The organism is Gordonia sp. X0973 (genome assembly GCF_013348785.1).
Lineage (GTDB): Bacteria > Actinomycetota > Actinomycetes > Mycobacteriales > Mycobacteriaceae > Gordonia.
Genome location: NZ_CP054691.1, coordinates 3,476,227 through 3,499,673, shown reverse-complemented (window position 1 = coordinate 3,499,673; position 23,447 = coordinate 3,476,227). Strand labels below are relative to the sequence as shown.

The following is a 23,447-nucleotide window of genomic DNA, read 5'->3' as shown; positions in this document are numbered from 1 at the left end:
GGCTTATCCAATCTGCTCGATCAGGATGTCCCACAGCGTTGCCGAGGGCCAACGGTCTTGATAACGCTGCCCGGGGGGCGGTGCCGGCGCTGGGTAACCGGCCGCATCGGGTGTCTGATACGACATCAGTTCCGGCCAGGGATGGGTGAAGATCAGGTCATCAGAGGGCCGCCAGCCGACGGTGCCTGGTTCGATCTGGCCGTCGGTCGGGAGGCGTTTGTCGATGTCGGTCGGCATGCCCGCGGGGGAGTCGGCGGCGGGAGCGTGCAGCACGCCCAGCGTGTGCGTGGTCTCGTGGGCGATCGAACCGCGCAGCGTCCCCTGGACCACCGCTCGCCGGATGCCGCCGGCGTTGGACGTGCCGTTCAGGCCGTAGGACGTGTTGGTTGGCGTCATCGCGAGCCAGATCACGTCGGAGCCCTTCGCCCACTTGTGGTCGTCGGCGATGTCACAGATGTCGGCCAGGACTTCGTGCCAGCCGTCTTTGGTCATGAGGTCGTGTTTGCCGGTCCCCATTGACGGCTGCGCGACGCTGGGGATCTGGTAGATCCGGCCAGGGGAAAGCGGGAAGCGCTCGGCGATGCTCAGCACACCGGCGCTCCAATCGGCCGCCGACGGGGCCGCGGCCGCATGTGGCGCGAGGTCGTCACGGACGAGCAGCTGCACGAACGTCAGTTGGCCCGAAGGGGTGAATGTGGTCGTCGCCGACGAGGACGCCGGCCAGTATCCGGTGCCTGCGGGGGTGGACGTCGGCCACACGGTCGCGTCCGCGGTGACGGTCCCGACGAGGAGGTCGGGCGGGAGCTCGAAATCTAGCGCTGCGGCGATGGACGGGACGGGCTGTGCGGCGAAGGGCGCGTTGATCGGTGTCAGAACGACCGTGCCGACGCTCGAGGTGAGGCGCAGGCTGCCCGTCACCGAGATCTCGCCCGGATTGGCGCCGAAGTCGAGGCCGAAGTCGAAGGGTGAACGGACGTAGACGCGGGCCAGAGTGGCTCGCTTCTCGACGACCTTCACGGGGGTGTGTTTTCCAGAAATCGGTAGCGCCGGGTATTGGATGCCTTGGACAAAGGTGATGGTGTCGATCTTCGGGACGGGCTTGGGGCCGACGATGAGGAAGAACTCGCGATGCGTTGTGCCGCAACCGTTGGCGGCTTTGGCGGCGCAGCGGAGGGTCCTGGGGACCGGTCCGTTGGGGGTGGTGAAGGTGAGGGTGTGGGCGCCGCCGGGCAGGTTGTCGAGCTTCGTGAGGAGCGTCGGTCCGTGCCACACCTCGATGCCGCAGCGGATGTCTGGGCCGGCAGTGGTGACTAGGTCGATTCGGGTGACGGTGTTGAAGTCGACGCGGTGGGTGGCGCCGTTGCGCAGGTCGAAGTAGGAGATCTCGGCGACGCCGCCGCGGAACTCGACGAGAGAGGTGCCCGAACGCATCACCGGGAACTCGCCGCCGCACATCCGCACGGTGCCGGCCAGTGCCTCGATCATGATGTCGCCGGGGATCGCGTCGGACGGGATGCGGACGGTGATCTTCGTGTCCGACCAAGAGTTCACGGTGCCGTTCGTGCGCTCGTGGTTCGCGGCGGCGAACGTGACCGTGCCCTTGCTGATGCCGAATCCGGTGCCCGTCAGCGTGATCACCGATCCGGGGCAGGCGTGCGGGTTGTCGATGCCGGTGATCGACCAGTGTGTGGCGTCGGCCCGCATCCTGGACATCGCGGCGATTGCTCGCAGGATGCAGGGTTCGACGTAGATCGGCACGTCGAGCCTAAGGCCCCCGGGGGTCTCCGGGTCATGGACGATGTGTTGCCACCATTTGCCGGGAATCAAGTCCCCGATGCCCTTGCCCGGGATGACGATGACCAGACCGCCCTTGGGATCCTTGGGCAGCTTCGGGTCCTTCGGTCCCAGGGGATCCAATCCGCCGTCGTCGAAGCCGCGTGGGTCGAAGCCGCCGAAGCCGTCGAGTGCCATCGCCAGGGAGCGGATCGAGGCGCCCTGCGATGGTGCGGAGTCCACGGCCTTGAGTAGTTCGTGGGCCCAGTGCGACGCGGCGAGGGCGGCCGCGAGGCCGTCGAGCATCAGCTGGGCCTGCGCCTCGTCGTCGCTCGCCCATATTGCTGCCGACGCGAGTTGGGCGACGGCCTGCGAGTTCGTTTGGAGCCGACGTTGGGGGAGCGCGGTCCATTGCGGGCTTTGGTCCTGCTTCGACGGTGAGTCGGCTCGTCCGGTCCGTGCGTCGCGAGCCGCGTCATGCGCTGTCTCGCCGAGACGGGTCAGGGTGACGCGCAGTCGGGCGGCGGCATCGGCGTCGCCGGCGAGGGTGCTCCGCGCGTCGGGCATGAGGTCGTTGAGCCAGTTCAGCGGGGCCAGCCCGGTGGCCAGCGATGTCTGTGCGGCGGGGGTCAGGTCCTCGGTCCCGATGCGTTCCCCGACGCGAAGTTCCAGGCGACGGATCTGGCGGTCGTCGAAGGGTTGCACGGGTTCTGGTGCCGCGACGGGCTTCGCGATGACGCGCTTGGCTCGGGTGGCCGTGACGGACTTGGTGGCCTTGACGGGCCGCTTCTTGCCTGGCATCGCGATCTCCTCTGCTGGGGAAGTGCTCTGCCATCAGAGTGGGCTTCGACGCGGAGAAGGTCGTGCGTAGTGGACTACTCGAATCTGTGGAGGGAGATCCGGCGGGTGAAGACGTAGTGGACGGTCACAGGCAACGGGTTTCAGGAAGGGCCTCTCGCTGAGATTGCTAGCCGAGGTTGCTAGCCAAGGTATCGATAGCCGAAGTCGACGTCGGCGGACTTTTCCCACAGATCGGTGCGGTCCACAGGGATGGTGCGCCACCGGTGCTGACGTGCGGTGCGGGACGGATTGTGACGGGCACCGGTACGAGTTGCTCGACGGGGCACTCGTCGTGAGTCCGTCGCCACGCAGGATTCACCAACGGGTCGTTGCGCGGTTGCACCTCACGCTTGACGCGGCGCGTCCTCCGTGGGTCGAGGTCTTGTTCGCACCCTTTGGTGTCGTCCTCGCCGACGACACCGTCATCCAACCGGACCTGCTGGTGTTGTCGCGAGAGAGCCGTTCGACGACGAAGCCTTTGGGGGTGCGCCGATCCTTGCCGTCGAAGTGTTGTCGCTGTCGACGCGGAGTGTTGATCTCCTGCTGAAGAAGGAACGCCTGTAACGGGCGGGGTGTGCGCACTATTGGGTTGTCGACCCGGATGAGTCCTCGGTTACGGCATGGGTGCCTCGCGACGGGGAGTATCAGGTCGCGGGAACCGCTCAGAGCGACCAGGAGCTGGAACTCTCCGAGCCCTTCGAGGTCATGCTCGTGCCGTCTGCACCGTGGGTTAGTCGCCCGACGCGGGGGAACCTCCGTCGCCTCCGAATCGGCCCAGTCGATGGCGTGAACAGCGTGGGCACCGGGGGATGCTCTTATGTCGACGCCGGCACCTACGGCGTCGGCGGGGAGCCGAAGGCGCCCATGAATCCCATTAAGAAGGCAGTTGTACGCTTGGGTACAAGACTATTCCGGATTCATTGGGGCTATCTCGCGTTAGTTCAACAGCTGTCCACTCGACAGGAATTCGGCCACTCCAGGCCCTACGTGTCGAGGGCGCTTGGGTATCCTCAATCGTCATTTCGACGGTTATGTCAGCCGCGCGATTCTTGGCCCAAAGAGTTTGAACCGACGGGCCGATATCACCTGATAGATCCCACTGTCCACGCATTAGGGTGGGTGTGTCTGCGACTATGAATGGATTTCCGTCGGTGTCTATGTCCGCTGACTCGTGGCACCCCTTAGTAAGCTGATCAAAAACTGTCAACACGAACTCAACGTACCCATCCCCTTCGTTGACAGACTCGGCGATTGCTGCAACTTTGTTCCGATTGATTCGGCCTTCGTTATCCAGTGGGGGTGTTAGGTTCCTGACCAACTCGGAAACTGTGGCCCTATTGGTTACACCCCATCGTCCGGACGATTGTCCAAGGCCTACCGTTTTTGATACTCCAAACTTAGCAAGCGGATATTCAAAGGCTCGAAACCAAGCCGGTCTTTGGAGCTCTTCCGTGGTTACGAGTGCAAGCGCTAGCGGCCGATAGATGCCGTGTTCCAGCGCGATGGATTCGACCATCTCTTGGTGAGGTGCGGCTGCCGTTTGCACTCGATCCTTACTGAGGATTCTCTGCTTCGATGTTGAACTTATGACCATGCTAGCAACGGAGACCACCATCACCGCAGTGATAAGGGCAGTCGTTAGGTCATGCCATTTCGGTAGTGCGTTGCCGAGAAGTGGTGCGACTAGCGTGCTAACAGCAACTAACACGGTGGATACTGTTATTATCACACCTTGTGCCACATACCAGGATGGGGTGTGTTTTGGGTCTGGGTTGGTGATGGGGTTGATGCGCCATAGTGAGATAAGCGCGCTACCTATGGCAATGAGAAGTCCTACTATTGCGCGATGCAACCATTCGGGCAGATATGCCATAGCGCAAATTGATGCGAAGAATAGCGGTAGAAACCTGAATGCGCCGTACTTCCACCATGTTGCTGACACCGTAGACCCAATGGCATCGTCGAGGACGTAGTAGCTGGTGGGCCATCTTGTGGCAGCCGCGGAGTAGAAAGCAGTCACGGATATAAGAGCCAGGCCTGCGCGCAGAACGACATCTATTGCCTGATTCATGTGCTCCTCGTAATTGGGGGCATGGTAGGGGTGTCGAGATGCAGCGGAGATTAGCAGCGCTACCCCCGGAAGTCTGACAGAACATGCGTGCCTCGATGAGTCGTGTCAATTTTGATTCTCCATGTGGTCGGCCATCCAAGTCACTTTCGGCGAACATTTGGCGTAGATCGATCTCTTGCGGCGCCCATGCAGCGGCAACCCCTCTGCTCTGACGACCGAGCATCGCCTCACACAAGTCAGCATGTCGCACATATGCCAAGTGCCATAACGCCAATCGGAGAAAGACTCATAGACAACTGCACAAGCCGGTGCTTTGTCCACGCTATCTTGCTCATCTCCACGAGCTGTTTCGACAGTACCGGAAGAAGAGTCGGGCCCTCGAGCCGATCCTGAACGGCTTCGGGCGTCAGGTGCCGCAGGTGTCCGAAATAGACAAAGTTGTCCGGCGCCTCAACCTCGAGGTTGGAGGCCCGTAGCCGGGGACGCACAACCCAGGCCGCACATAGGACGCTAGCTACTAAGAGGAGGATGCCAACGACGTACCAGACTACGGCCCAGCCCCCAAGGTCATGGAGCACCCGCCCCTCGCCCGACAGCGTGATAACTCCCACGAGGAGCGCGGTCTCAATTGTCAGTGCAAATGGCGCCTTCGTATCGGAGATATTGTCAAGACCTGTGGATGAGGTTGTTTCAGGCGGCCTCCTCTTGCGATGTTGATGGGGTGTCGGATTCGACGAGTTTGCCTTTCTCGAAGGTCTTGCCGGCTCGGACGAGGGCGACGACGTGGGGTGCGTTGAAGCGCCCTGGGTTCCGTTCCGAGTCTCAGCAAGGAGAATCGGAGTATGCCCAAGAAGTTCAGTCCAGAGCTGCGTGAGCGTGCCGTGCGCATGGTCTACGACCGCCAACCCCGCGAGGGCGGCCCTCGCGCAGCATCGATCCGTGCCGTCGCGCCGCAGCTCGGTGTCGGCACAGAGACGCTGCGGATCTGGTGCAATCGCTACGGCGCCACCGAGCCGGTCGGACCGGGAGAGCCGCTCGAGGAGGAGAATCGCCGTCTCCGGCGGGAGCTCGCCGAGGCGCGACGTGCGAACGAGATCCTGAAGGCCGCCTCAGCGTTTTTCGCAGCGGAACTCGACCGCCCCACGACGAAATGATCGCGTTCGTCGACATGCATCGCGAGAAGTTCGGGGTCGAGGCCATCTGCCGCATCCTCAGTGCGACAGAATGTGGGTTCATCACCTCCCGCGGATACCGCGCTGCCAAGAACAGGCCGGCCTCCGCTCGCAGCGTTCGGGACGAGATGCTGGCGGAGGAGGTGCAGCGGATTCATCAGGCGAACTACAGCGTCTATGGGGTCCGGAAGATGTGGCACGCAATGCGCCACGCAGGATGGAACGTCGGTCGCGACCAGATCGCGAGGCTGATGAAGATCGCCGGCCTGCAGGGCGTTCGCCGAGGTCGAAAGCCCGTCACCACCTGCTCCGCAGACGGAGATGACCAGCGCCCGGACCTCGTTGAACGGCGGTTCGTCGCGGATCGACCGCAGCAGCTTTGGGTCGCCGACATCACCTACGTCCGGATGCTCTCCGGGTTCTGCTACGTCGCATTCGTTACCGATGTCTTCAGTCGCAGAATTGTCGGCTGGGCGGTCGCGCCCACGCTCCACACGGAGTCTCTGCCATTGCTCGCACTGGAGCATGCACTGCAGTCCACCGGGGTGAGCAGGAACGAAAGCGGATTGATCCACCATTCCGACAGGGGTAGTCAATACGTTTCGCTCGCCTATTCGGACGCTCTGCTCGCCGCGGGAGTTACGGCTTCAGTAGGTACCGTCGGCGATAGCTACGATAACGCGCTGGCCGAGACAGTGAACGGCCTATACAAGGCGGAGTTGATCTACTCCAAGCGGATCTGGGAGTCAGTCAGCGAGGTTGAGCTCGCCACGATGGGCTGGGTCCACTGGTGGAACACCTCCCGGCTCCACGAAGCTCTCGGCTACCGCACCCCGGCGAACGTCGGAGCGACCTACACTCACACCACGACGACCGCGCCCGCGACCGTGTAACCACGGAACGAAACCCAGGGCGCTTCAGGTCGTGGTGGGGGTGGGCCGGGGTGTGCGTCCGGGGGCGAGGATGGCCAGCGCGAGTGCTCCGGCCGCGGTGATGGCCGCCAGCGCGAGCGCGGCCTGGGTGCTGCCGTGTACGAACGCGGTCTTGGCGAATTCGGCCAGTGGCTGGGCGGCGGGTCCGGCGCGGTCGGCGACCTGCAGGGCGGCGGCGAGGGAGTCGGCGACCGGGCCGCGAGCGGGTTCGGGCAGCTGGGGCAGGGCGGGTTGGATGTGGTGGGTGTATCCGGCGGCGAGCACGCTGCCGGATACGGCGATTCCGATGGCCGCGCCGATCTCGCGGGCGGCGTCGTTGACGGCGGCGGCGACACCGTGTTTGGCCACGGGGGTGTCGGCGACGATGGCGTAGGTGGCCGGGGCGGTGCACAATCCCAGCCCGGCGCTCAGGATCAGCAACGGCCACAACAGGTCTGGGTAGTCGGCGGCCAGGGTCAACCGGCTCACCAGGAAGAGTCCGGTCGCGATGGCGAGCAGCCCGGTGACGGTCATCGCCCGCAGCCCGACCCGGCTCGACAGCCACGGCGCGATCACCGAGATCGCCACCAGCGGCACCGCCATCGGCACCAGGCCCAGCGCCGAACCGAGCGGCCCGTACCCGAGGATCAATTGCAGGTATTGCACCAGCAGCAGGAACACCCCGAAGGTGACCAGGAACTGGATGGTCACCGACAGTGACCCGGCCCCGAACCCCCGCCGGGCGAACAACCGCACATCCAGCAGCGGCGCGGCGACCCGCAACTCCATGATCACGAACACCACCGCCGCGGCGACACCGAGCGCGAGGGTGGGGGTCACGAGCGGGTCGAGCCAGCCGCGCGCGGGGATCTCGACGCAGGCGAACACGATCGCCGCGATCGCGATCGCCACCGCCACCGCGCCCACCCAGTCCACCGGCGGGTGTTCCCGCTCGCGGGATTCGGCGATGGTGCACGCCAGCGCGGCCAGCACCACCCCGGCCACGGTCAGTCCCACGAACACCGATTCCCACGACCACCGCGCCAGCAGCAGTCCCGAGCCGAGGATCCCGAGCACCGCACCGGACCCGGCGACCCCAGCCCACACCCCGACCGCGCGCCCGCGATGCGCTTCGGGCAGCCCCGCGGTCAGGATCGACAGGGTCGAGGGCATCACCAGTGCCGCGCCCGCGCCCGCCGCCGCGCGGGCCGCGATCAGCCACACCGGCCCCGACATGAGCAGCGGCAGCGCCGAGGCCACGGAGAACACCGCCAGGCCCGCGATCAGCACGACGCGGCGCCCGTAGCGGTCACCCACCGCGCCGGCGGGCAGGACCAGGCACGCCAGGATCAGGGTGTAGCCGTCGACGATCCAGGTCAGCTGCGATTGGGTCGCCCCGGTCGCGACCGCGATCAGCGGCAACGCCGAATACAGTGCAGCCATCGCCGCGACGACCAGCGCCACCGCCAGGCACGACACCGTCAGCATCCACCATTCGGCCCGCGCCAGCACACTGTGACCGTCAGTCGTTTCCGGTGCGTTCACCGGCACCTCCCACCCGACGAAACCATCGGTATCGCTTCGCTACCATGAGTATCACAGGCGAGAGTGGTTGCGATAGAGTCGAAATCGGACACATTCACCGCCGCCCGTTTCCTTGGAGGTCTTCCCGACCATGACCACCCGCGACCAGGCCGACACCCGCACCGGACCCGCCGCGCCCCACTCCGCCACCGGCGAGCAGGACGCGGATCTCGATCAGGCCGATCCGCGGTTGGCGCGCTCGCGGGCACGGTTGCTCGACGCGGCCACCCATCTGCTGGCCACCGGCGGTATCGACGCGGTCACCATCGACGCGGTCACCCGCACCTCGAAAGTCGCGCGCACCACCCTCTACCGGCACTTCGGCAGCAGCACCCACCTGCTCGCGGCCACCTTCGAACGCCTACTCCCACGCGTGGACACCCCACCCGACGACGGGCCCGTGCGCGAGCAGTTGATCGCGTTGCTCACCGCCCAAGCCGACCTGATCGAGAACGCTCCCCTCCAGCTGACCACCCTGTCCTGGCTGGCCATGGGATCCATTACCCCCGACCCCGGCGCACCCCCTGACTCGGGCGCGGTCACCTCCCTGCGCGCCCAGGTCATCCGCCGCTACCGCGAACCGTTCGACCACATCCTCACCAGCCCTGAGGCCCGCGCCCACCTCGGCGACCTCGACACCACCTTCGTCATCATCCAGCTGCTGGGCCCGATCGTCTTCGCTCGCCTCACCGGGCTGCACAGCATCGACCACCACGACTGCGCACGCCTGGTCGACGATTTCCTCACCGCCCACCACAACCACAACACCCGCAAGTAAAACCGACAAAAGCCCGCACGTACGGAGGTCGGGTCAACGGCTCTGGCTCAATTCGGGTGTGAGGGATACCAGAGCCGTTGATCGAACACTCCTGGACGAGGCCGCTGCTGCGTCGTCGTGTCCCGTGTCAAGTAGTTGGCAGGTTTTCGGTCTCGGGGAAAGTTGGGGATCCGAGGGCCGACCAGGCCAGGGTGGATCTGGATCGGCCGGTTCCAAGCGATGGCTTCGTGCGGCCGGACGGTGTTGTGCTCGACCCGGTAGGCGTCAGCGTGCTTCACCACGGCCAAGACGTCATCGATCTCCTCGAGGAACAGTCGCTCGTACTTCAGCGACCCGAAACCGCGTTCGCGCGAGCCGTTCTGGCCCGGCGACCTGACTCGGGTACCGACGTGGCGCAGTTCGGGGTGTGCGGTGACGAACGCCTCGAAGCGGAACGACCGGAACGGGCCGCCGTTGTAGGTCACGATCGTCGCCGCGGGCTCGAGACCACGGCCGGGCTCGCGTGGGCACGTTTCGGCCAGCGGGTGGTCGTACGACTGCTCGTAGTCGGCCAAAGCGCGCTCGATCGCGGTGATCGCGTTCGTGCTGGTTCGCCGTCGGCGACACATGCCAGGGATGCTCGTATTTGCTCCAGTAGTCCCGGCAATCCGCGATACGCCACGTCCCGCCAGCGGTGGTCTCGAACTCACTGAAGTCCAAACGCTACACCTGATTCGGGCCGGTGGGCTCGGCGGCGAACGCAGCCTTGCGGCTGGCGGCAGCAGACCCTCGTCTCGCAGGCACCGCAGCACGGTCGCCTGCGACACCGGGTGCCCGTCGCAACGGCACATCGCCCACACCTTGCGATGGTCGAACCGGACCGCCGCCAGCACTGCAGGTGGGAATTTTCGCAGGTACCAGCAGGAAGTATCCAGGGCCGCCAAGTGGCCGCGATCGCGCGGCAGTCGAGGTTTGGCCTGCGAGGTTCTCGGCTGACTCAGCGTGGGGTATGTCGCACCACCCGGTCTGCGTTCGCGGCGTGACTGAAGAGAGGCGTGACCACTAAGGCCGGGCAAGGTACTCGAAGTCGGACTGTCCGCCGCGGATCCTAACCCCACGATGTGAGCAGGGACCCGTGCTCGATGATCTAGAGAGGATTCCTAGATTTCGACGACGGCAAGCTCTCCTTCGGCATGCAGGGAGCGCAGGCGCTTCTTGTCGAACTTGCCGACCGAGGTCTTGGGCACCTCGGAGACGAAGCACCAACGCTCGGGCAGCCACCATTTGGCGACCTTGCCAACGAGGAAGTCACGCAGATGGGCAGGTGTGGGCTCGCGCCCGTCACGTACGACGATCACCGCGAGGGGACGTTCCTGCCACTTCTCGTCCGGCACCCCGATCACAGATGCCTCGAGCACATCGGGGTGTCCGGCGAGCAGCAGTTCGAGCTCGACCGAGGAGATCCACTCCCCGCCAGACTTGATCACGTCCTTTGTGCGGTCGGTCAGCGTGACGAAACTGCGTTCATCGATCCGACCGACGTCGCCGGTGCGCAACCAACCGTCCTGAAACTTCTCCCCGTCATCCTCTTCGCCGATGTACGAGCCGGTGATCCAAGGTCCGCGCACCTGCAGCTCGCCGACGGCTTCGCCGTCGTGCGGGAGCTCATTGCCCGCGTCGCCGACGATCCTCAATTCCACACCTGGAACCGGACGGCCTTGAGTGGCTCGCAGGCGCCACCGCTCCTGCGTGTCGAGCGATGCCGGCGGACGCGCGACGGTGGCCAGCGGCGAGGTCTCGGTCATTCCCCACGCCTGGACAACCTGTACGCCGTACTTCTCCTCGAAGATCTCCATCAGGTGAACGGGCACGGCGGAGCCACCGCAGGCAACCAGGCCGAGAGAGGAGATGTCGTAGCTGGGGTTGGCCTCCACGAAGTTCAGCACGTCGTTCCAGATCGTCGGGACCGCGCCTGCGACGGTTGGCTTCTGGGCATCGATGAGCCGTACCAGCGGCTCGGCCTGCAGGAACCGGTCAGGCATGAGAAGGTCGGCACCTGCCATGAGGGCGGCATAGACCAGTCCCCAGGCGTTGGCATGGAACATCGGCACAATAGCGAGGATCCGGTCATCGCAGCCGACTCGCAGTCCGTCGGCGGCGCAGGCCGCCATCGAATGCAGGTAGGTCGACCGGTGGCTGTAGGCGACGCCTTTGGGGGTCCCGGTGGTACCGGAGGTGTAACACATGGCGGCTGCTGACTGCTCATCGAGGTCAGGCCAGTCGAACGTCTCGGGCTGAGCGGAGATGAACTCCTCGTAACCCACGACTGTGAGCCCGTCACGGTGCAGCGGGGTGAGGTCCACCCCCCCGGTCACGACGACGGTGTGCACACTGGTGATGTGCGGCAGCACGGGGGCCAGCAGCGGGACCAGGCTTCCGTCGAGAATCACGACCCGGTCCTCGGCGTGGTTGCCTATGTAGACGAGTTGATCTGAGGCGAGGCGTAGATTGAGAGTGTGCAGTACCGCGCCCATCGAGGGCACCGCACAGTAGGCTTCCACATGTTCCTGGTTGTTCCACATAAAGGTTGCGACGCGCTCATCGCCTGTGATCCCGCAACCGCGCAACGCGTTGGCCAACTGGGCGGACCGCCGTCCGATCTCGGCGAACGAGGCGACCTTCACGCTCCCGTCGGGCTGCAAGGTCCGCACGGTTGCCGAGCCATGCACACTCGAGCCGTGGCGCAGAATCGCCGCAGTTGTCAACGGGACGTTCATCATCGTGCTCTGCATAGCATTCCTTGTTGAGAGAGTTGCCTTCGAACACAGCGATCCGGAGACCGAGCGTCCGGGGAAAAGTGGGGCTGTCAGCGATCTGCAGCCATAAGCGAGCTTGAAGCAGACTCCAGGGACTCGACCAGGTCCAACTCCAGCTCTGGCAGCCGGCTAGCCGCCAAAGACATCCCGGCCGCGCGCGCTCGCACATCAACGTCGCGCCGGATACCGGCACGTGCAGTCTCGGTCCATGCCTGCGCACAACGGCTGGCGGAGACGGCGAGTTGAGCGGTGGCGAAGTCGCCGGTCAGGCGTGCGACATCCGCGCAGCCATCGGCGAGCAATCGGCGGAACAGCCCGCCGCCGGTACCTGCCTTCTCGATAAAAGCGCTCAGGCTGAACAGGAGGATCTCGAGGTCGTCTATCGGAAGATCGGCCCAGGTCCGAACGTCGGCCGCCAGCTGTACGACCGCAGCTAGGCCCTCGGCCCCGGCCGCCGCTGTCGTGAGATCGACGATCCCGGGCTGCGACGGGCGGCGCATACTGGCCGCGGACTGGCGAAATGCCTCTGCCGCTACTTCCGCCACGTCTGGCAGCGCGTCCGGCCAGATGATGCGGTAGGTGCAGTGGCGCGTCGGTTCCGGGAAAGACTTCGAGGACCGCGCCCGAGCCAGCGCATCGAGCGGGACCTCCTGCACCTCGGCGCGGTCATTGTCCACGACAAAAGCGATCCCCTCGGCCTCGTCGTGACCGATCACGACGATATCGTGGCGACTCATCCGCAACTGGACCCGCAGGTACGGCAACTCACCGATGTCGCCCCACACCAGACTGGGTCTGCCTGCTTCGATCTCGTCGAGAACCCATGACCATCCCTCGCGAGGATCGTCGGTCGTGAGAACGTGGACCTGTCCGCCGAGTCGGCGGGGTAGATCGACTTCGAAGTCGGCACCTCGTCCCACCAGGTACAGCGGTGGGACGAGGTCGCTCGACCGGAGGTAGGATAGCCCCACCGCGCCACCGAGCGCGAACACCAGACCTTCGTCGGGCGGTCCATCCCACCCCAGACCATGCCAGTGCAGAAGATCGCGCATCGCGCCAGAGCCGCAATGCCCCGCCATCCGATGCGGGTAGTCCTTGATCAGGGTTCTGCGGGGCATAGGAGTTCCTCTTCGGTGGATCGGCGCACGACGGGGTTCGAAGACTGGATCAGTTGCTCCGGATTCTGTCCAGGTAGGCCTGGCGTATCCTCATGTCGACGTCGTCGAGGAACACCGAGTCCGTGCCCAGGGCCGATCCGAGCCAGGTAGCCAACCGACCGGGGACGAACTTCATCGCGGCGACCATGCCGCCGGCGAGGCGGGTGACACGCACGAAAGAACGCGGATTCTCGATCAGATCGGCTGTCGCTCGAGCGATCTCCTCGGGCTCGGCGTTGCGCAGTCCCTTGGCCCCAGCCGTCCCAGCGACGAGCTCGGTGTTGGTGAACGTAGGCCGGACCGTGGACAGCTGGACCCCGGACTTGCGGTATTCCTGTCGTGCTGCCTCAGTGAACCCGATGACCGCGAACTTGGTGCCGCAATAGGTCGCCAGACCGGGTACGGCGAGCTCACCGGCCAGTGATGCGGTGTTGATGATGTGCCCGGCACGCCGCGGCAGCATCCGTTGGAGGGCGAGTTTGGTCCCGAAGATGACTCCCAGGACGTTGATCTCGACCTGCCGCCGGGTCACCGCGTCGGCTTCCTCGTGGGCGTGCCCGGTGGGCATGATGCCCGCGTTGTTGATCAGCACGTCGAGGGGGCCGAGGCCCCCCTCGACCAGGTCGAGAAATTCGCGGAACGAGTCGGGATCGGTGACATCGAGGCGGGTGACGACCTTCACCCCGAGCTCGACGGCGGCCTCTTTGGCACGTGCCTCGTCGACGTCGCCGATGGCGACGCGGTGGCCTCGTCGGATCAGCTCCTTCGCGGTCTGGTAGCCGATGCCGCGGGCTCCGCCGGTGATCGCCACAGTCTTGGCGGCAGTGTGGGGGATGTGCGTCGTCACTTGCTGTTCTCCTTGTTCAGGCCGAGGCGTTGCCACAGGCCGCGGCCGGCTGCCGCGCGCAATACTCTTTCGGCGATGGCCGCACGCCGGGAGGTGTACGGGTACCACGTGAGTTCTCGTGCCGGGACAGGAATCCGCGGCTCGGTCACCGCCTGGACCCGGCAGTACTTGTGCAGCCCGTAGGCACCGCCGAGCCGCGCACCGATACCCGATGCCTTCCATCCACTGTGCGGCAGTGTGGTGGCGAAGAGGTTGCTGAAGACGTCGTTGATGTTGACCGCACCCGCGTCCAGGCGTTTCGCAATGCGCTGTGCCCGAGCGTGGTCGCGGGTCCACACCGTCGCAGACAGGCCGTACGCCGAGTCGTTGGCCAGACGGATGGCCTCGTCTTCATCCGCGACCAGCATCACCGGGATCGTGGGGCCGAAGGTCTCCTCGGTCATGCAAGCCATCGTGTGGTCGACACCGACCAGGACGGTCGGAGCGTAGTAGTTCCCGACCGCACTCCGGGTTCCGCCGGCCAGGACCCGCGCACCCGCCGCCACCGCCTGGCTGACGTGGCGATCGGCGATCTCGACCTGCCTCGCAGTGACCATCGCACCCACGTCGTCACCTGTCGCCGCACCCTGGGCCAGGGAGCGCACCCTCTGCGTCAGCCGGGCCACGAACTCGTCGTAGATCTCAGCTACCACGTATACCCGCTCGACGGAGATGCAGACCTGCCCTGCGTTGAACAGACCGCCCCACGCGATCCCCTCCACCGCACGAGCAAGGTCGGCGTCCTCCAGCACTATCGCCGGATCCTTACCGCCCAGCTCCAGGCTCACCGGCTTCAGGTGCTCGGCGCAGCGGATCGCGACCGCACGCCCGGTGGCTGTCGAGCCGGTGAACTGCACGAAGTCAGCGGCGTCCACCACCGACGCACCCGCTTCGCCGGCACCCACAACATGGGCCAAGACCGGAGGGGCGCCGATCTCGTGCCAGCCCTCGACGACCCGCGCACACGTCAGTGGCGTCTCCTCCGAGGACTTCGCCAGGACCGCGCATCCGGCAGCCAACGCGGGCGCTGCATCCATGAGGAAGAGGGTGATCGGGAAGTTCCAGGGCGTGATGAGCCCGACAACCGGATATGGGTGGTAGGTCTTGGACAGCCGCTTCGGCAGACTCAACAGACTCGAGGACCTGACCTGCTCGCCAGCGAGAAACCTCTCGGCGTTGTCAGCGTAGTAGGTGATGAATTCGCACGACGCGGTCGTCTCCACGAGGGCATCTGGGCGCACCTTGCCCGTTTCGGCTTGCAGCAGATCGGTGAGCTCGTCGGTGTGAGCCAGGATCCAGTCCCGCCAGCGATGCAACCATCTGGCGCGTTGCCGCGGGCCAGCCTCGACCCACCCGACCTGGGCGCAGCGGAGGTCAGCCGCGACACCGTTCACGGTCTCGCGATCATCCACAGGGACGGTTGCGATCAGCCGGCCATCGGCTGGGTTGCACACGTCCAAGGCGTCCGCTGCGGTCGCCGTGCTCATCGGTCCTCCAGGGGTGAGTGGAACCCACCGGAGATCCCGTCGGGCTGGGTGCGGCTGGTGGGTGTGTCGGTGAAAGCGTCAGCGATCACGTCAGCGCGCTTGAACATCAACGGTCCATAGGTATGCCGAAGCTCGGTCAGGATCGCGTTCAAAGGCAGATCGTCGAAGATGCCGCGCTCGCGGACGTACTCCATATGCTGGGCTCCGTCGGCGGTGAAGGCGTGCAGGAGTGCGTCGCGATCACCGTCGAAATCCACCGGCGGCACACCGAAACGCGCACACAACTCGGTGTTGAACGCAGGCGTCGCCTTCAACCACCGGCCGTCGATGTAGAGACGGCTGTAGCCGTGATAGACGAACAGGTCTGTGCCGCCCATGAGCGCTCGCAGCGCTTCGGTCTGCAGGTGATTGCGGACGTCAGCGAAACCCAGCAGCGCCGGAATCCCTGCCGCTCGGCACACCGCGGTCAAGAGCACCGCCTTCGGGACGCAATAGGCGCGCCCGGACTCGAGGACGAAGCTGGCTCGATAGTGGGCGGGATTGTCCGACACCGTGTAGGGGTCGTACCAGATCTGGTCACGGACGGCGGTGAAGAGGCGATTGGCCTTGTCCCGGTCGGTGCTCGCATCCCCAACCGCGGCGGCGGTGAATGCCCGGACGGACTCGTGCTCGATGTCGAGGAAGTCGGTCGCCCCCAAGAACGCCACCGGTGCCGGATTCATCTGCGCTCCAGGGTGATCGGCAACCCGTCGACAGGAATGGGGAGCGAGGTGTTGTCCCATCTCACTTCATACTGGTCGGGGACCGACCAGGTGTAAGTGCGCAGCATGTGGTGCAGGATCGCCTTGACCTCGAGGGTGCCGAAGTGCAGACCAATGCACTTGTGCACTCCTCCGCCGAAGGGGATCCACCCGAAACGGTGATTCTGGTCCTCATGGCGCGGCTCGCTGAAACGGTCGGGGTCGAAGGTGTCGGGCTCGGTCCAGCACGACTCGTCGAAGTGGTTCACCGCAGGAGCCACGGCCACCAGGGTGTCCGCCGGGATGTGGCGTCCGGCAATCTCCACGTTCTCGATCGTCTTGCGCATCACGATCGGCACGGGCGCCACGAGGCGCAGCGTCTCCTTGATCACCAGGTCGAGAGTCGCCATCGAGTCCAGGTCGTCGATGTCGGGGCGGCGTTCACCGAGTCGGTCGGACTCGGCCCGAGCCCGTTCCTGCCAGGCTGGGTGCTTGGCGAGGAAGTAGGCGGCAGCGGTGGTGGTGATGGTCGAGGTATCGTGGGCCGCCATCATCAAGAAGATCATGTGGTTGACGACGTCCTCATCAGTGAACGCCTCACCGTCGGCCGTGCGCGCATGGCACAGCCCCGCAAAGAGGTCGTCTCCCTGGGCACTTCGAGCCGTCGGCAGATGCCGGGTGAAGTAGTCCTCCAGGAGCGTGCGCCCATGGACTCCGGCGCGCCACCGAGTCCCCGGCAGCGGGAAACGGATGATCGAGCTGGCTGCGCGCACGGTGGCCACGAAGGCGTCGTTGATGGCGTCAGTGTCCTCGCTCCCTCCCCGACCTGCCATGAAGACCTCCGTTGCGACGTCGAGAGTCAGGGCCTTCAACAGTGGGTAGATGCGCGTGGACCGGCCCGCTGTCCACCTGCGGATGCTGGTCTCCAGCGTCGGGCCGAGCTGGTCGACGTAGCCGGCGAGCCGGTCGCGGGTGAACGCCTCCTGCATGATCCGCCGATGCATCCTGTGCTCGTCGAAGCTCATCAGCATCAGGCCCCGGTGAAAGAAAGCATCGATGAGATAGGTCCACCCGTCCTGGGAGAACGACTTCGCCTTGGTCGTCAGCGCCTCCTGTGTGGCATCCGCGCCCGCCACCATCACGATTCTCGTGCCGAAGGCGCCCATCCACCAGACCGGTCCGAAGCGTTGGTACCTGGCCCGGGTGAAGTTGGAGCCGAACCTGATGTAGTCCAGGGTGTGACCGAGCAGAGGCATGCCCGCGGTCCCTCGGACGGGCTCGAGCCCCGACCCCGCCGGGGGCGGGGCGAGCTCACGAACAGGCCACTGGTCGCTGACCCCTAGCAGGGTCGCGTCGGCCCGACTCGGCAATGGTGCCAGGAATACCGACGAGAGCCGCTCACGACCCTTCGCCAGCGGGAGCTGGATGATGTTCGTCACTGACGTTCCTTTCCGAAATGTGGGCCCGTACTCGCTGTTGTCGTACCATCGCCGCCAAGGGACCGATCACCTCAGACAGAGCCTGCGAGCACCAGTTCGGTCCGGCCAATGGGGAGTCGCTGCGTGATGACCCGCTTGCTGAACATGAAGTGACGGGGCCGGTTGATGCAGTCGGCGGCGATGAGCTCGCCCGCACGCAGGTAGAAGCAGGTGAAGTCGCGGTCCCGGGTCGGGTCGCCGCTGAGGACGACTTCGTCGTACCCGGTGTTGAGACCGGCGATCTGGAGCTTGAGATCGTATTGATCCGACCAGAACCATGGAAGCGCCGCGATCATCTTGGACTTGCCGCAGACGGTCGCGGCCGCCACCTTGGCCTGCTCACCCGCACTCGGCACGGACTCCAGGCGTATGCGACGGCCGTAACGGGCCATGTCATGGCTGGCGCAGTCCCCAGCCGCCACGATGTCGGGGTCGCTGGTCCGGGTCTGGTCGTCGATCACGACGCCGTTGTCGACGACCAGACCCGCGGCGGCGGCGAGCTCGGTGTTCGGCTCAACGCCGATACCGACAATGACGAGGTCGGTGGGAATTGATTCGCCACTGGACAGGAACACCTCGCGGACCCTGCCGTCACCTGATAGAGCTTCGACCAGCGCGCCCGTCCGGATGTTCACGCCCTCCTCCCGGTGGATCCGGTCGAAGAACGCCGATACAGCGGGGGCGGTGACCCGTTCGAGGACGCGCTCGGTCGCCTCGAGTACAGTGACCTCCAGACCGAGCGCACGCAATGAGGCGGCCGTCTCCAGTCCGATGTAGCCGCCGCCGATGATCACAGCCCGACACCCGGGGCTGGTGGCCTCTCGGATCATCTCGACGTCCGCAGCGGTGCGTAGGTAGTAGACGCCGACCAGGTCGGCCCCCGGGATGGAAAGCCGTCGAGGGCGGGCCCCAGTGCACAGCGCGAGCTTGTCGTAGGGCAGCGCGTCGCCGGTGCTCAACACGAGATGACCAGCCGAGCGGTCGATCGCCTCCACCTTCGCATTCAGGAGTTGGATCCCCTGCTCGGTGTAGAATTTGGCGCTGCGGATCGCGAGTTCGTCGAGCGTGCTCTTCCCCGCCAGGTAACCCTTCGACAGCGGCGGGCGTTGATAGGGCAGCGCCGACTCCTCGCCGATGAGGACGATCTCACCGGTCCACCCTTCCTGGCGCAGACTGGCCGCGAGTTGGGCCCCGGCATGGCCGGCCCCGACGATGAGGGCCCGCTGCGAGGTCATGCGCTGGATTTCGGGGTGAGGCGGACCATCATCTTGCTGATGCCCCTCACGAAATTGGACTGCACGTACTCTGGCTCGCCGACGACCTCGATATTGTCGAAACGGGGAAGCAACTCCTCCCACAGGATCCGCAGCTGGAGCTCGGCCAGCCGGTTGCCCATACAACGATGGACGCCGAAGCCGAAGGAGATGTGGTTGCGGGCGTTGGCCCGGTCGATGATGAACTCATCGGGCCGTTCGAACACGCGCTCGTCGCGGTTGCCCGAGGCGTACCACATCACTACTTTGTCGCCCTTGCGGATGAACTGCCCGTTCAGAATGGTGTCGGCCTTGGCGACCCGGCGCATATAAGCCAGCGGGGTTTGCCACCGGATGATCTCCGAGCCCATGTTGGGGATCAGGTCGGGGTTTGCCTTCAGCTTCTCGAACTGATCGGGGAAGCGGTTCAGCGCAAGAACACCGCCGCTCATCGAGTTGCGGGTCGTGTCGTTGCCTCCGACGATCAGCAGCACGAGGTTGCCCAAGAATTCCATCGGGCGGTCGATCAGGTCCTTGGTGTTCTCGTTGCTCTGCAACATGGTGATCAGATCGAAGCCGGGTTCCTCCCCGGCAGCCATCCGCGCTGCCTTGTCGTGCCAGAGAGCGCTGAGACCTCGCGCCATGTCGCGCATGCCGGGGAACACCTCGTCGTTGTCCGAGGGCCCGCCGTTGGCTTGCTCCAGCGACGTCGCGAGATCTGACCAGTAGACGAGCTTGCGACGCTGCTCGTACGGGAAGTCCAGAAGGGTGGCAAGCATCCGAGCGGTCAACTCGATCGAGACGTTCTGCACCCAGTCGAACGGCTGATCCACGGGCAGGTCGTCCAGCACCTCCTGCACACGCGATCGAATCAGCCCCTCCATCTCACGCAGGTTCTTCGGCGCAACAACGCCTTGGACAGCGGCCCGCTGCGCGTCGTGGCGTGGCGGATCCATCGCGATGAACATCGCGATATCAAGGAAACGAGGCGGGGCCCCGATGACAATGAACGGCTCGGCGGAGAAGAGCTCGTGGTTCTTGTCCACGGCCACGATGTCGGCATGCCGCGTGACAGACCAGAACGGACCGAACGCACTGTTGGGCTGGTAGTGGACCGGCGCCTCGTTGCGCAAGCGCTCGAAGTAGGACTGCCAGCGCCCCTGGCGATAGAGAAAAGGGTTGCTGAGGTCGATGTCGGCGAGCTCGACGTCCTCGACCGGCGGGATAGGACTCTCGACGAAGAGCTTCTCTCCGTTCGTCCCGGTCACCCATCGCCGGGTCTTGTCATACAGATGCGCGCCCTGGATCTGCAGATCCATCGGGATGGTCGACTGAACCTTGGCGGTGATTGCTTCAGGAATCTTCATCAGGTCTTAACCGTTTCTCGCCGTCACATCTGGAATTCGGGTAGTTCGACGATCAAGCCGTCCCACGCCGCCGACGCCGCCATCTGGCAGGACAGCCGGGAGGTCGGCTGGCGCTCGGGGTTCATCGCGAGCATCTCCTCCTCCTCGGGACCCGAGAGGCCGACCTGCTCGGACCATTGCGGATCGACGATCACATGACAGGTACCGCACGCGGCTTCGCCTCCGCAGTCGCCGTCGATGCCGGGCACCGCGTTGTTGGTCGCGACCTGCATCAGCGACTGCCCTTCCTCGATGGGCGCCTCGTGCTTCTGGCCATCGTGGGAGACAAAGGTGACAACTGCCATAGCCAACTCCTGGATACGTCGTCTTCAATGTGAACTTGGTCAAAGTGTTGTCGAAGACGAGCGCGGCGGCTATGTTCGGCAGAGTCAGAAACTTGTGAATTCGGCTCAAAGGGGACCAGGGTGAACCTCAACGAGGAGGGTGTGCCTCCACTCATGTTCGCGCAATTGCTCGAGAGCCAAGCACTCGACTCAGACGCTGTCGCGCGGCTTCGCAACATCATGGCTCGCGAAGGAATCGACGAGACGACGTTGATCCAGCGGAACATCCAGGCCCCGATACGGTGGTTTCGCGAGGTGTACCCCGCACTCGATGTCGACCAGGCAACTACGCTCGGCTTCGCGTTCGCCGAGCAGGCTCAGTTGACGTCCTTTGGCCCGTTGAGCTTTCCTCTGGTCAGTGCAGGTTCGGTAGCCGAGATCGTCGAGCTGCTCACCTATCTGCCTTTGATCTCGACGGCCCTCAGCCCACAGTTCCACCCAAGAGACGAGGGGCTTACTGTGGGGCTCAGCGCACATACAGGCGATCCGGCCCTGAACTGCCTGGTCGTCGCGTACAGCGGGTCGGCGCTCCTGCGCCTGCTTGACATGCTCGCTGGCGATGTGCCGACCGTCACCCTCCATCTGAGCTGGTCGGCGCCGAACTTTCTGGCCAATCATGAGGACGCCCTAGCTGGGCGCCTGTACTTCGACGCTCCGACGTCATTCCTTCGTGTCCCCGCGGATACCCTCAACGAGGTATGTAGGTTCTCCGATCCCGTCGCCTATCGCCTCGCCATCGTTGATCTGCAGCAAACCCTCGAACAGCGAAGCAGAACCACGTCTTTCTCGGAGAAGGTGCGACGGCTCCTGGAGGAGGATCCCGGCAAACGAAGTAACGACTGGGTCGCACACGAGCTCTCGATATCCCGTAGCACACTCAAGCGGCGCCTGTCCGAGGAGGGGACCACCTTTCGCGAGTTGCGCGAATCATTCCTGCGTGATCGTGCGATGCTGCGGCTGCTCGACCGATCGATGTCGGTGAGTGAGATCGCTGCGGATCTCGGATACAGCGACCTCGCCAACTTCTCTCACGCCTTCAAGCGGTGGACTGGTCGCTCTCCACGCGAATTTCGGCACGAATAACCTACCCGTCCCGCCGCTGGTATAAAAAAGGCTGCGCGAAGTGGTGGACTTCGGATCAGCCTCGAACATGCACAGTGATCAGCGAGTCATATTGAGAATACTAGCTTGCCCGACCGCGGCGCCCAACTATCGGCTGTCCGCCAGATGTCGGCGCATGTTCGGCCCGTCCAGGGCGATGATCTCGGCGCCGGCGACGATCCGGTTGAGGATCGATTCGGCGATGACCGCGTCCTGGAGCGACTTGTACCAGTCCGGCGGATCGAACTGCGAGGTCACCAGAGTCGAACCTCGACCTTCACGAGCGGCCAGGATGTTGAGCAACTCGGCCGCGGTGTGCGCAGCCACCGGCGTCGTCAGGAAGTCATCCAGGACCAGCAGGTCACAGTTGTGCAGATCCGTCAGGAAATCCAACCGCCGCTGCGAGGTCGGTTCCAACACGGCGAGCCGGTTGGCCAGATCGTCGAGCCGGAAGAACCTCGCGCTGTAGTACTTTCGGCACGCGGCATTGAGCAGTGCCAGAGCCACATAGGTCTTGCCCACGCTGGACTGACCGAGCACGACAAGATTGCGGGTCGACTCGATCCATTGACAGCTGGAAAGCCGTGCGATTAGCTCCCGATTGAGGTTGCGGTCAGCCAGATAACGGATCTCTTCTACGCAGGCATCAGGGTTTGGCGTTCTGGAGGCCTTGAGTAGTTTCTGGGTCCGACGTTCCTGTCTGGCCGTGATCTCCTTATCCAGCGCGTGGGAGATCTTCTGGGAGAAGGTCCACTCGTCGCAGGCGGGATCGTTGGCCAGCTCGATGACGGTCTGCCCGAACGCGGTCATACGCAGCTGCGTGAACAACGGCATGTCCGCGTCGGTGAGGTGACGATCGATCACTTGGCCCCTCCCTCATCCGTCAAGTCGGCTCCGGTGGCTCCGGTCAAGGCAGAAAGGCTGAACTGCTCGGGCCCGGCCAGATGCGCCCCGGTGGTGTCGCGCTGTCCCGCCGGTGGCGCTACCGACGCAGCAGTCGCTGGTTCCGCCGCGGTGGTCGGTCGTGCGGCGGCCTGGGCCCGCAGCGCCGCCAGGCGTTGCTTGACCGCGGTGTAGGAGATCGCCCGTCGGGTCTGTTCGGAGACAAGTTGCCCGCAAGCCCGCTCGAGGAGTTGTTTGTCGCTCTTCCCCAGGGCGAGGATGTTCTGGCACGAGCGGTAGCCCTGGGCCTCTGTCAACGGCCAGTTTGATGTCCCCGCTGGTGGCCAGGTAAAAGTCCCCACCCTGTGCGGGATGTTCTAGGTGGGTGGTACCTCCGTTCGGTGTGTCATGCGGTAGGAATCGCCGTCGGTGATGACGATGGTGGCGTGGTGTAGGAGCCGGTCGAGGATGCTGGCGGCGGTGGTGTGTTCGGGCAGGAATCGTCCCCATTGTTCGAAGGGCCAGTGACTGGCGATCGCGAGGGAGCGGCGTTCGTAGGCGCCGGCGACGAGCCGGAACAGCAGTTGGGTGCCGGTGTCGTCGAGCGGGGCGAATCCGATCTCGTCGAGGATGAGCAGGTCTTGGCGTAGCAGGGTGTCGATGGTTTTGCCGACGGTGTTGTCAGCCAGTCCGCGATACAGGGTCTCCACGAGGTCGGCGGCGGTGAAGTACCGCACTTTGTGCCCGGCGTGCACTGCGGCGATCCCCAGCCTGAAGCGCCCTGGGTTT

General features: G+C 64.8%; 19 protein-coding genes, 1 pseudogene and 1 other annotated feature. Of the genes and pseudogenes, 4 read left to right on the top strand and 16 right to left on the bottom strand.

The window, feature by feature from the left end; translation table 11 throughout:
- Positions 1-3: 3 nt before the first annotated feature.
- Complete coding sequence (locus HUN08_RS17155) at positions 4-2,574, bottom strand: hypothetical protein (RefSeq protein WP_124247659.1); 2,571 nt, start codon at positions 2,572-2,574, stop codon at positions 4-6.
- A 271-nt stretch (positions 2,575-2,845) separates the two neighbouring features.
- On the opposite strand from HUN08_RS17155, the gene HUN08_RS18475 reads away from it, so the two are divergent.
- Positions 2,846-3,160 carry a Uma2 family endonuclease gene (locus tag HUN08_RS18475; RefSeq protein ID WP_367649924.1) on the top strand — a complete coding sequence of 105 codons (315 nt, stop codon included), beginning with the start codon at positions 2,846-2,848 and terminating at the stop codon, positions 3,158-3,160.
- Positions 3,161-4,920: 1,760 nt separating this feature from the next.
- Here the strand turns inward: HUN08_RS18475 and HUN08_RS18465 are convergent.
- A complete protein-coding gene (locus HUN08_RS18465; protein ID WP_223291356.1) occupies positions 4,921-5,262 on the bottom strand; it encodes a Pycsar system effector family protein in 342 nt (113 codons plus the stop codon).
- A gap of 264 nt (positions 5,263-5,526) precedes the next feature.
- Between HUN08_RS18465 and HUN08_RS17145 the strand changes: the two genes are divergently transcribed.
- Positions 5,527-6,749, top strand: a protein-coding gene (locus HUN08_RS17145; RefSeq protein ID WP_301546786.1) for an IS3 family transposase whose coding sequence is annotated in 2 segments (ribosomal slippage) — positions 5,527-5,806 and positions 5,806-6,749 — 1,224 coding nt in all. Because the reading frame shifts where the segments join, the coding sequence is not laid out codon by codon here.
- Positions 5,796-5,929, top strand: a sequence feature (AL1L pseudoknot). Its footprint overlaps the gene before it by 134 nt.
- A 24-nt stretch (positions 6,750-6,773) precedes the next feature.
- On the opposite strand, the gene HUN08_RS17140 is transcribed toward HUN08_RS17145, so the two are convergent.
- On the bottom strand, positions 6,774-8,255 hold the full coding sequence (locus tag HUN08_RS17140; protein ID WP_050792883.1) for an MFS transporter: 1,482 nt from the start codon (positions 8,253-8,255) through the stop codon (positions 6,774-6,776).
- Between the two features lie 187 nt (positions 8,256-8,442).
- Between HUN08_RS17140 and HUN08_RS17135 the strand changes: the two genes are divergently transcribed.
- Complete coding sequence (locus HUN08_RS17135; RefSeq protein WP_008382024.1) at positions 8,443-9,129, top strand: TetR/AcrR family transcriptional regulator; 687 nt, start codon at positions 8,443-8,445, stop codon at positions 9,127-9,129.
- Between the two features lie 47 nt (positions 9,130-9,176).
- On the opposite strand, the gene HUN08_RS17130 is transcribed toward HUN08_RS17135, so the two are convergent.
- From HUN08_RS17130 to HUN08_RS17085, 10 genes are all read right to left on the bottom strand, one after another.
- Positions 9,177-9,683, bottom strand: a complete 507-nt coding sequence (locus tag HUN08_RS17130) for an integrase core domain-containing protein (protein ID WP_228791322.1) — start codon at positions 9,681-9,683, stop codon at positions 9,177-9,179.
- A gap of 585 nt (positions 9,684-10,268) precedes the next feature.
- On the bottom strand, positions 10,269-11,900 hold the full coding sequence (locus HUN08_RS17125) for a long-chain fatty acid--CoA ligase (protein WP_003937321.1): 1,632 nt from the start codon (positions 11,898-11,900) through the stop codon (positions 10,269-10,271).
- A 74-nt stretch (positions 11,901-11,974) separates the two neighbouring features.
- The gene (locus HUN08_RS17120) at positions 11,975-13,042 is read right to left on the bottom strand and encodes a BtrH N-terminal domain-containing protein (protein ID WP_003937320.1); all 1,068 of its coding nucleotides are present in this window, start codon (positions 13,040-13,042) and stop codon (positions 11,975-11,977) included.
- 49 nt (positions 13,043-13,091) lie between these two features.
- Positions 13,092-13,928 carry an SDR family oxidoreductase gene (locus tag HUN08_RS17115; RefSeq protein WP_003937319.1) on the bottom strand — a complete coding sequence of 279 codons (837 nt, stop codon included), beginning with the start codon at positions 13,926-13,928 and terminating at the stop codon, positions 13,092-13,094.
- Complete coding sequence (locus HUN08_RS17110; protein ID WP_003937318.1) at positions 13,925-15,454, bottom strand: aldehyde dehydrogenase family protein; 1,530 nt, start codon at positions 15,452-15,454, stop codon at positions 13,925-13,927. Before HUN08_RS17110 ends, HUN08_RS17115 begins: the two co-directional genes overlap by 4 nt.
- Positions 15,451-16,176, bottom strand: coding sequence for a transglutaminase family protein (locus HUN08_RS17105; protein ID WP_003937317.1), 726 nt, complete (start codon positions 16,174-16,176; stop codon positions 15,451-15,453). The genes HUN08_RS17110 and HUN08_RS17105 overlap by 4 nt, the downstream gene beginning before the upstream one ends.
- Positions 16,173-17,633, bottom strand: a complete 1,461-nt coding sequence (locus tag HUN08_RS17100; protein WP_003937316.1) for a cytochrome P450 — start codon at positions 17,631-17,633, stop codon at positions 16,173-16,175. The genes HUN08_RS17105 and HUN08_RS17100 overlap by 4 nt, the downstream gene beginning before the upstream one ends.
- A gap of 71 nt (positions 17,634-17,704) precedes the next feature.
- Positions 17,705-18,907, bottom strand: a complete 1,203-nt coding sequence (locus HUN08_RS17095) for an NAD(P)/FAD-dependent oxidoreductase (RefSeq protein ID WP_003937315.1) — start codon at positions 18,905-18,907, stop codon at positions 17,705-17,707.
- On the bottom strand, positions 18,904-20,292 hold the full coding sequence (locus HUN08_RS17090) for a cytochrome P450 (protein WP_003937314.1): 1,389 nt from the start codon (positions 20,290-20,292) through the stop codon (positions 18,904-18,906). Before HUN08_RS17090 ends, HUN08_RS17095 begins: the two co-directional genes overlap by 4 nt.
- Before the next feature lie 23 nt (positions 20,293-20,315).
- Positions 20,316-20,636, bottom strand: a complete 321-nt coding sequence (locus HUN08_RS17085; RefSeq protein WP_003937313.1) for a 2Fe-2S iron-sulfur cluster-binding protein — start codon at positions 20,634-20,636, stop codon at positions 20,316-20,318.
- A 120-nt stretch (positions 20,637-20,756) separates the two neighbouring features.
- Here HUN08_RS17085 and HUN08_RS17080 point away from each other — a divergent pair, with 120 nt between their 5' ends.
- A complete protein-coding gene (locus tag HUN08_RS17080; protein WP_008382041.1) occupies positions 20,757-21,758 on the top strand; it encodes an AraC family transcriptional regulator in 1,002 nt (333 codons plus the stop codon).
- A gap of 126 nt (positions 21,759-21,884) precedes the next feature.
- Here HUN08_RS17080 and HUN08_RS17075 read toward each other — a convergent pair whose 3' ends face one another.
- The 3 genes and pseudogenes from HUN08_RS17075 to HUN08_RS17065 all read right to left on the bottom strand — a co-directional run.
- A complete protein-coding gene (locus tag HUN08_RS17075) occupies positions 21,885-22,640 on the bottom strand; it encodes an ATP-binding protein (RefSeq protein WP_124249135.1) in 756 nt (251 codons plus the stop codon).
- Entirely contained in the window at positions 22,637-22,975 is a 339-nt protein-coding gene (locus HUN08_RS17070) for a hypothetical protein (protein ID WP_008382042.1), read from the bottom strand. Before HUN08_RS17070 ends, HUN08_RS17075 begins: the two co-directional genes overlap by 4 nt.
- Positions 22,976-23,035: 60 nt before the next feature.
- Positions 23,036-23,419, bottom strand: a pseudogene (locus HUN08_RS17065) (ATP-binding protein); the annotation flags it as partial.
- Positions 23,420-23,447: the final 28 nt, after the last annotated feature.

Coding starts and splice junctions, on each gene's coding strand:
- HUN08_RS17155 (WP_124247659.1), bottom strand. CDS start 2,574: ATGCCAGGCAAGAAGCGGCCCGTCAAGGCCACCAAGTCCGTCACGGCC.
- HUN08_RS17140 (WP_050792883.1), bottom strand. CDS start 8,255: ATGCTGACGGTGTCGTGCCTGGCGGTGGCGCTGGTCGTCGCGGCGATG.
- HUN08_RS17135 (WP_008382024.1), top strand. CDS start 8,443: ATGACCACCCGCGACCAGGCCGACACCCGCACCGGACCCGCCGCGCCC.
- HUN08_RS17125 (WP_003937321.1), bottom strand. CDS start 11,900: ATGCAGAGCACGATGATGAACGTCCCGTTGACAACTGCGGCGATTCTG.
- HUN08_RS17120 (WP_003937320.1), bottom strand. CDS start 13,042: ATGCCCCGCAGAACCCTGATCAAGGACTACCCGCATCGGATGGCGGGG.
- HUN08_RS17110 (WP_003937318.1), bottom strand. CDS start 15,454: ATGAGCACGGCGACCGCAGCGGACGCCTTGGACGTGTGCAACCCAGCC.
- HUN08_RS17105 (WP_003937317.1), bottom strand. CDS start 16,176: ATGAATCCGGCACCGGTGGCGTTCTTGGGGGCGACCGACTTCCTCGAC.
- HUN08_RS17095 (WP_003937315.1), bottom strand. CDS start 18,907: ATGACCTCGCAGCGGGCCCTCATCGTCGGGGCCGGCCATGCCGGGGCC.
- HUN08_RS17090 (WP_003937314.1), bottom strand. CDS start 20,292: ATGAAGATTCCTGAAGCAATCACCGCCAAGGTTCAGTCGACCATCCCG.
- HUN08_RS17085 (WP_003937313.1), bottom strand. CDS start 20,636: ATGGCAGTTGTCACCTTTGTCTCCCACGATGGCCAGAAGCACGAGGCG.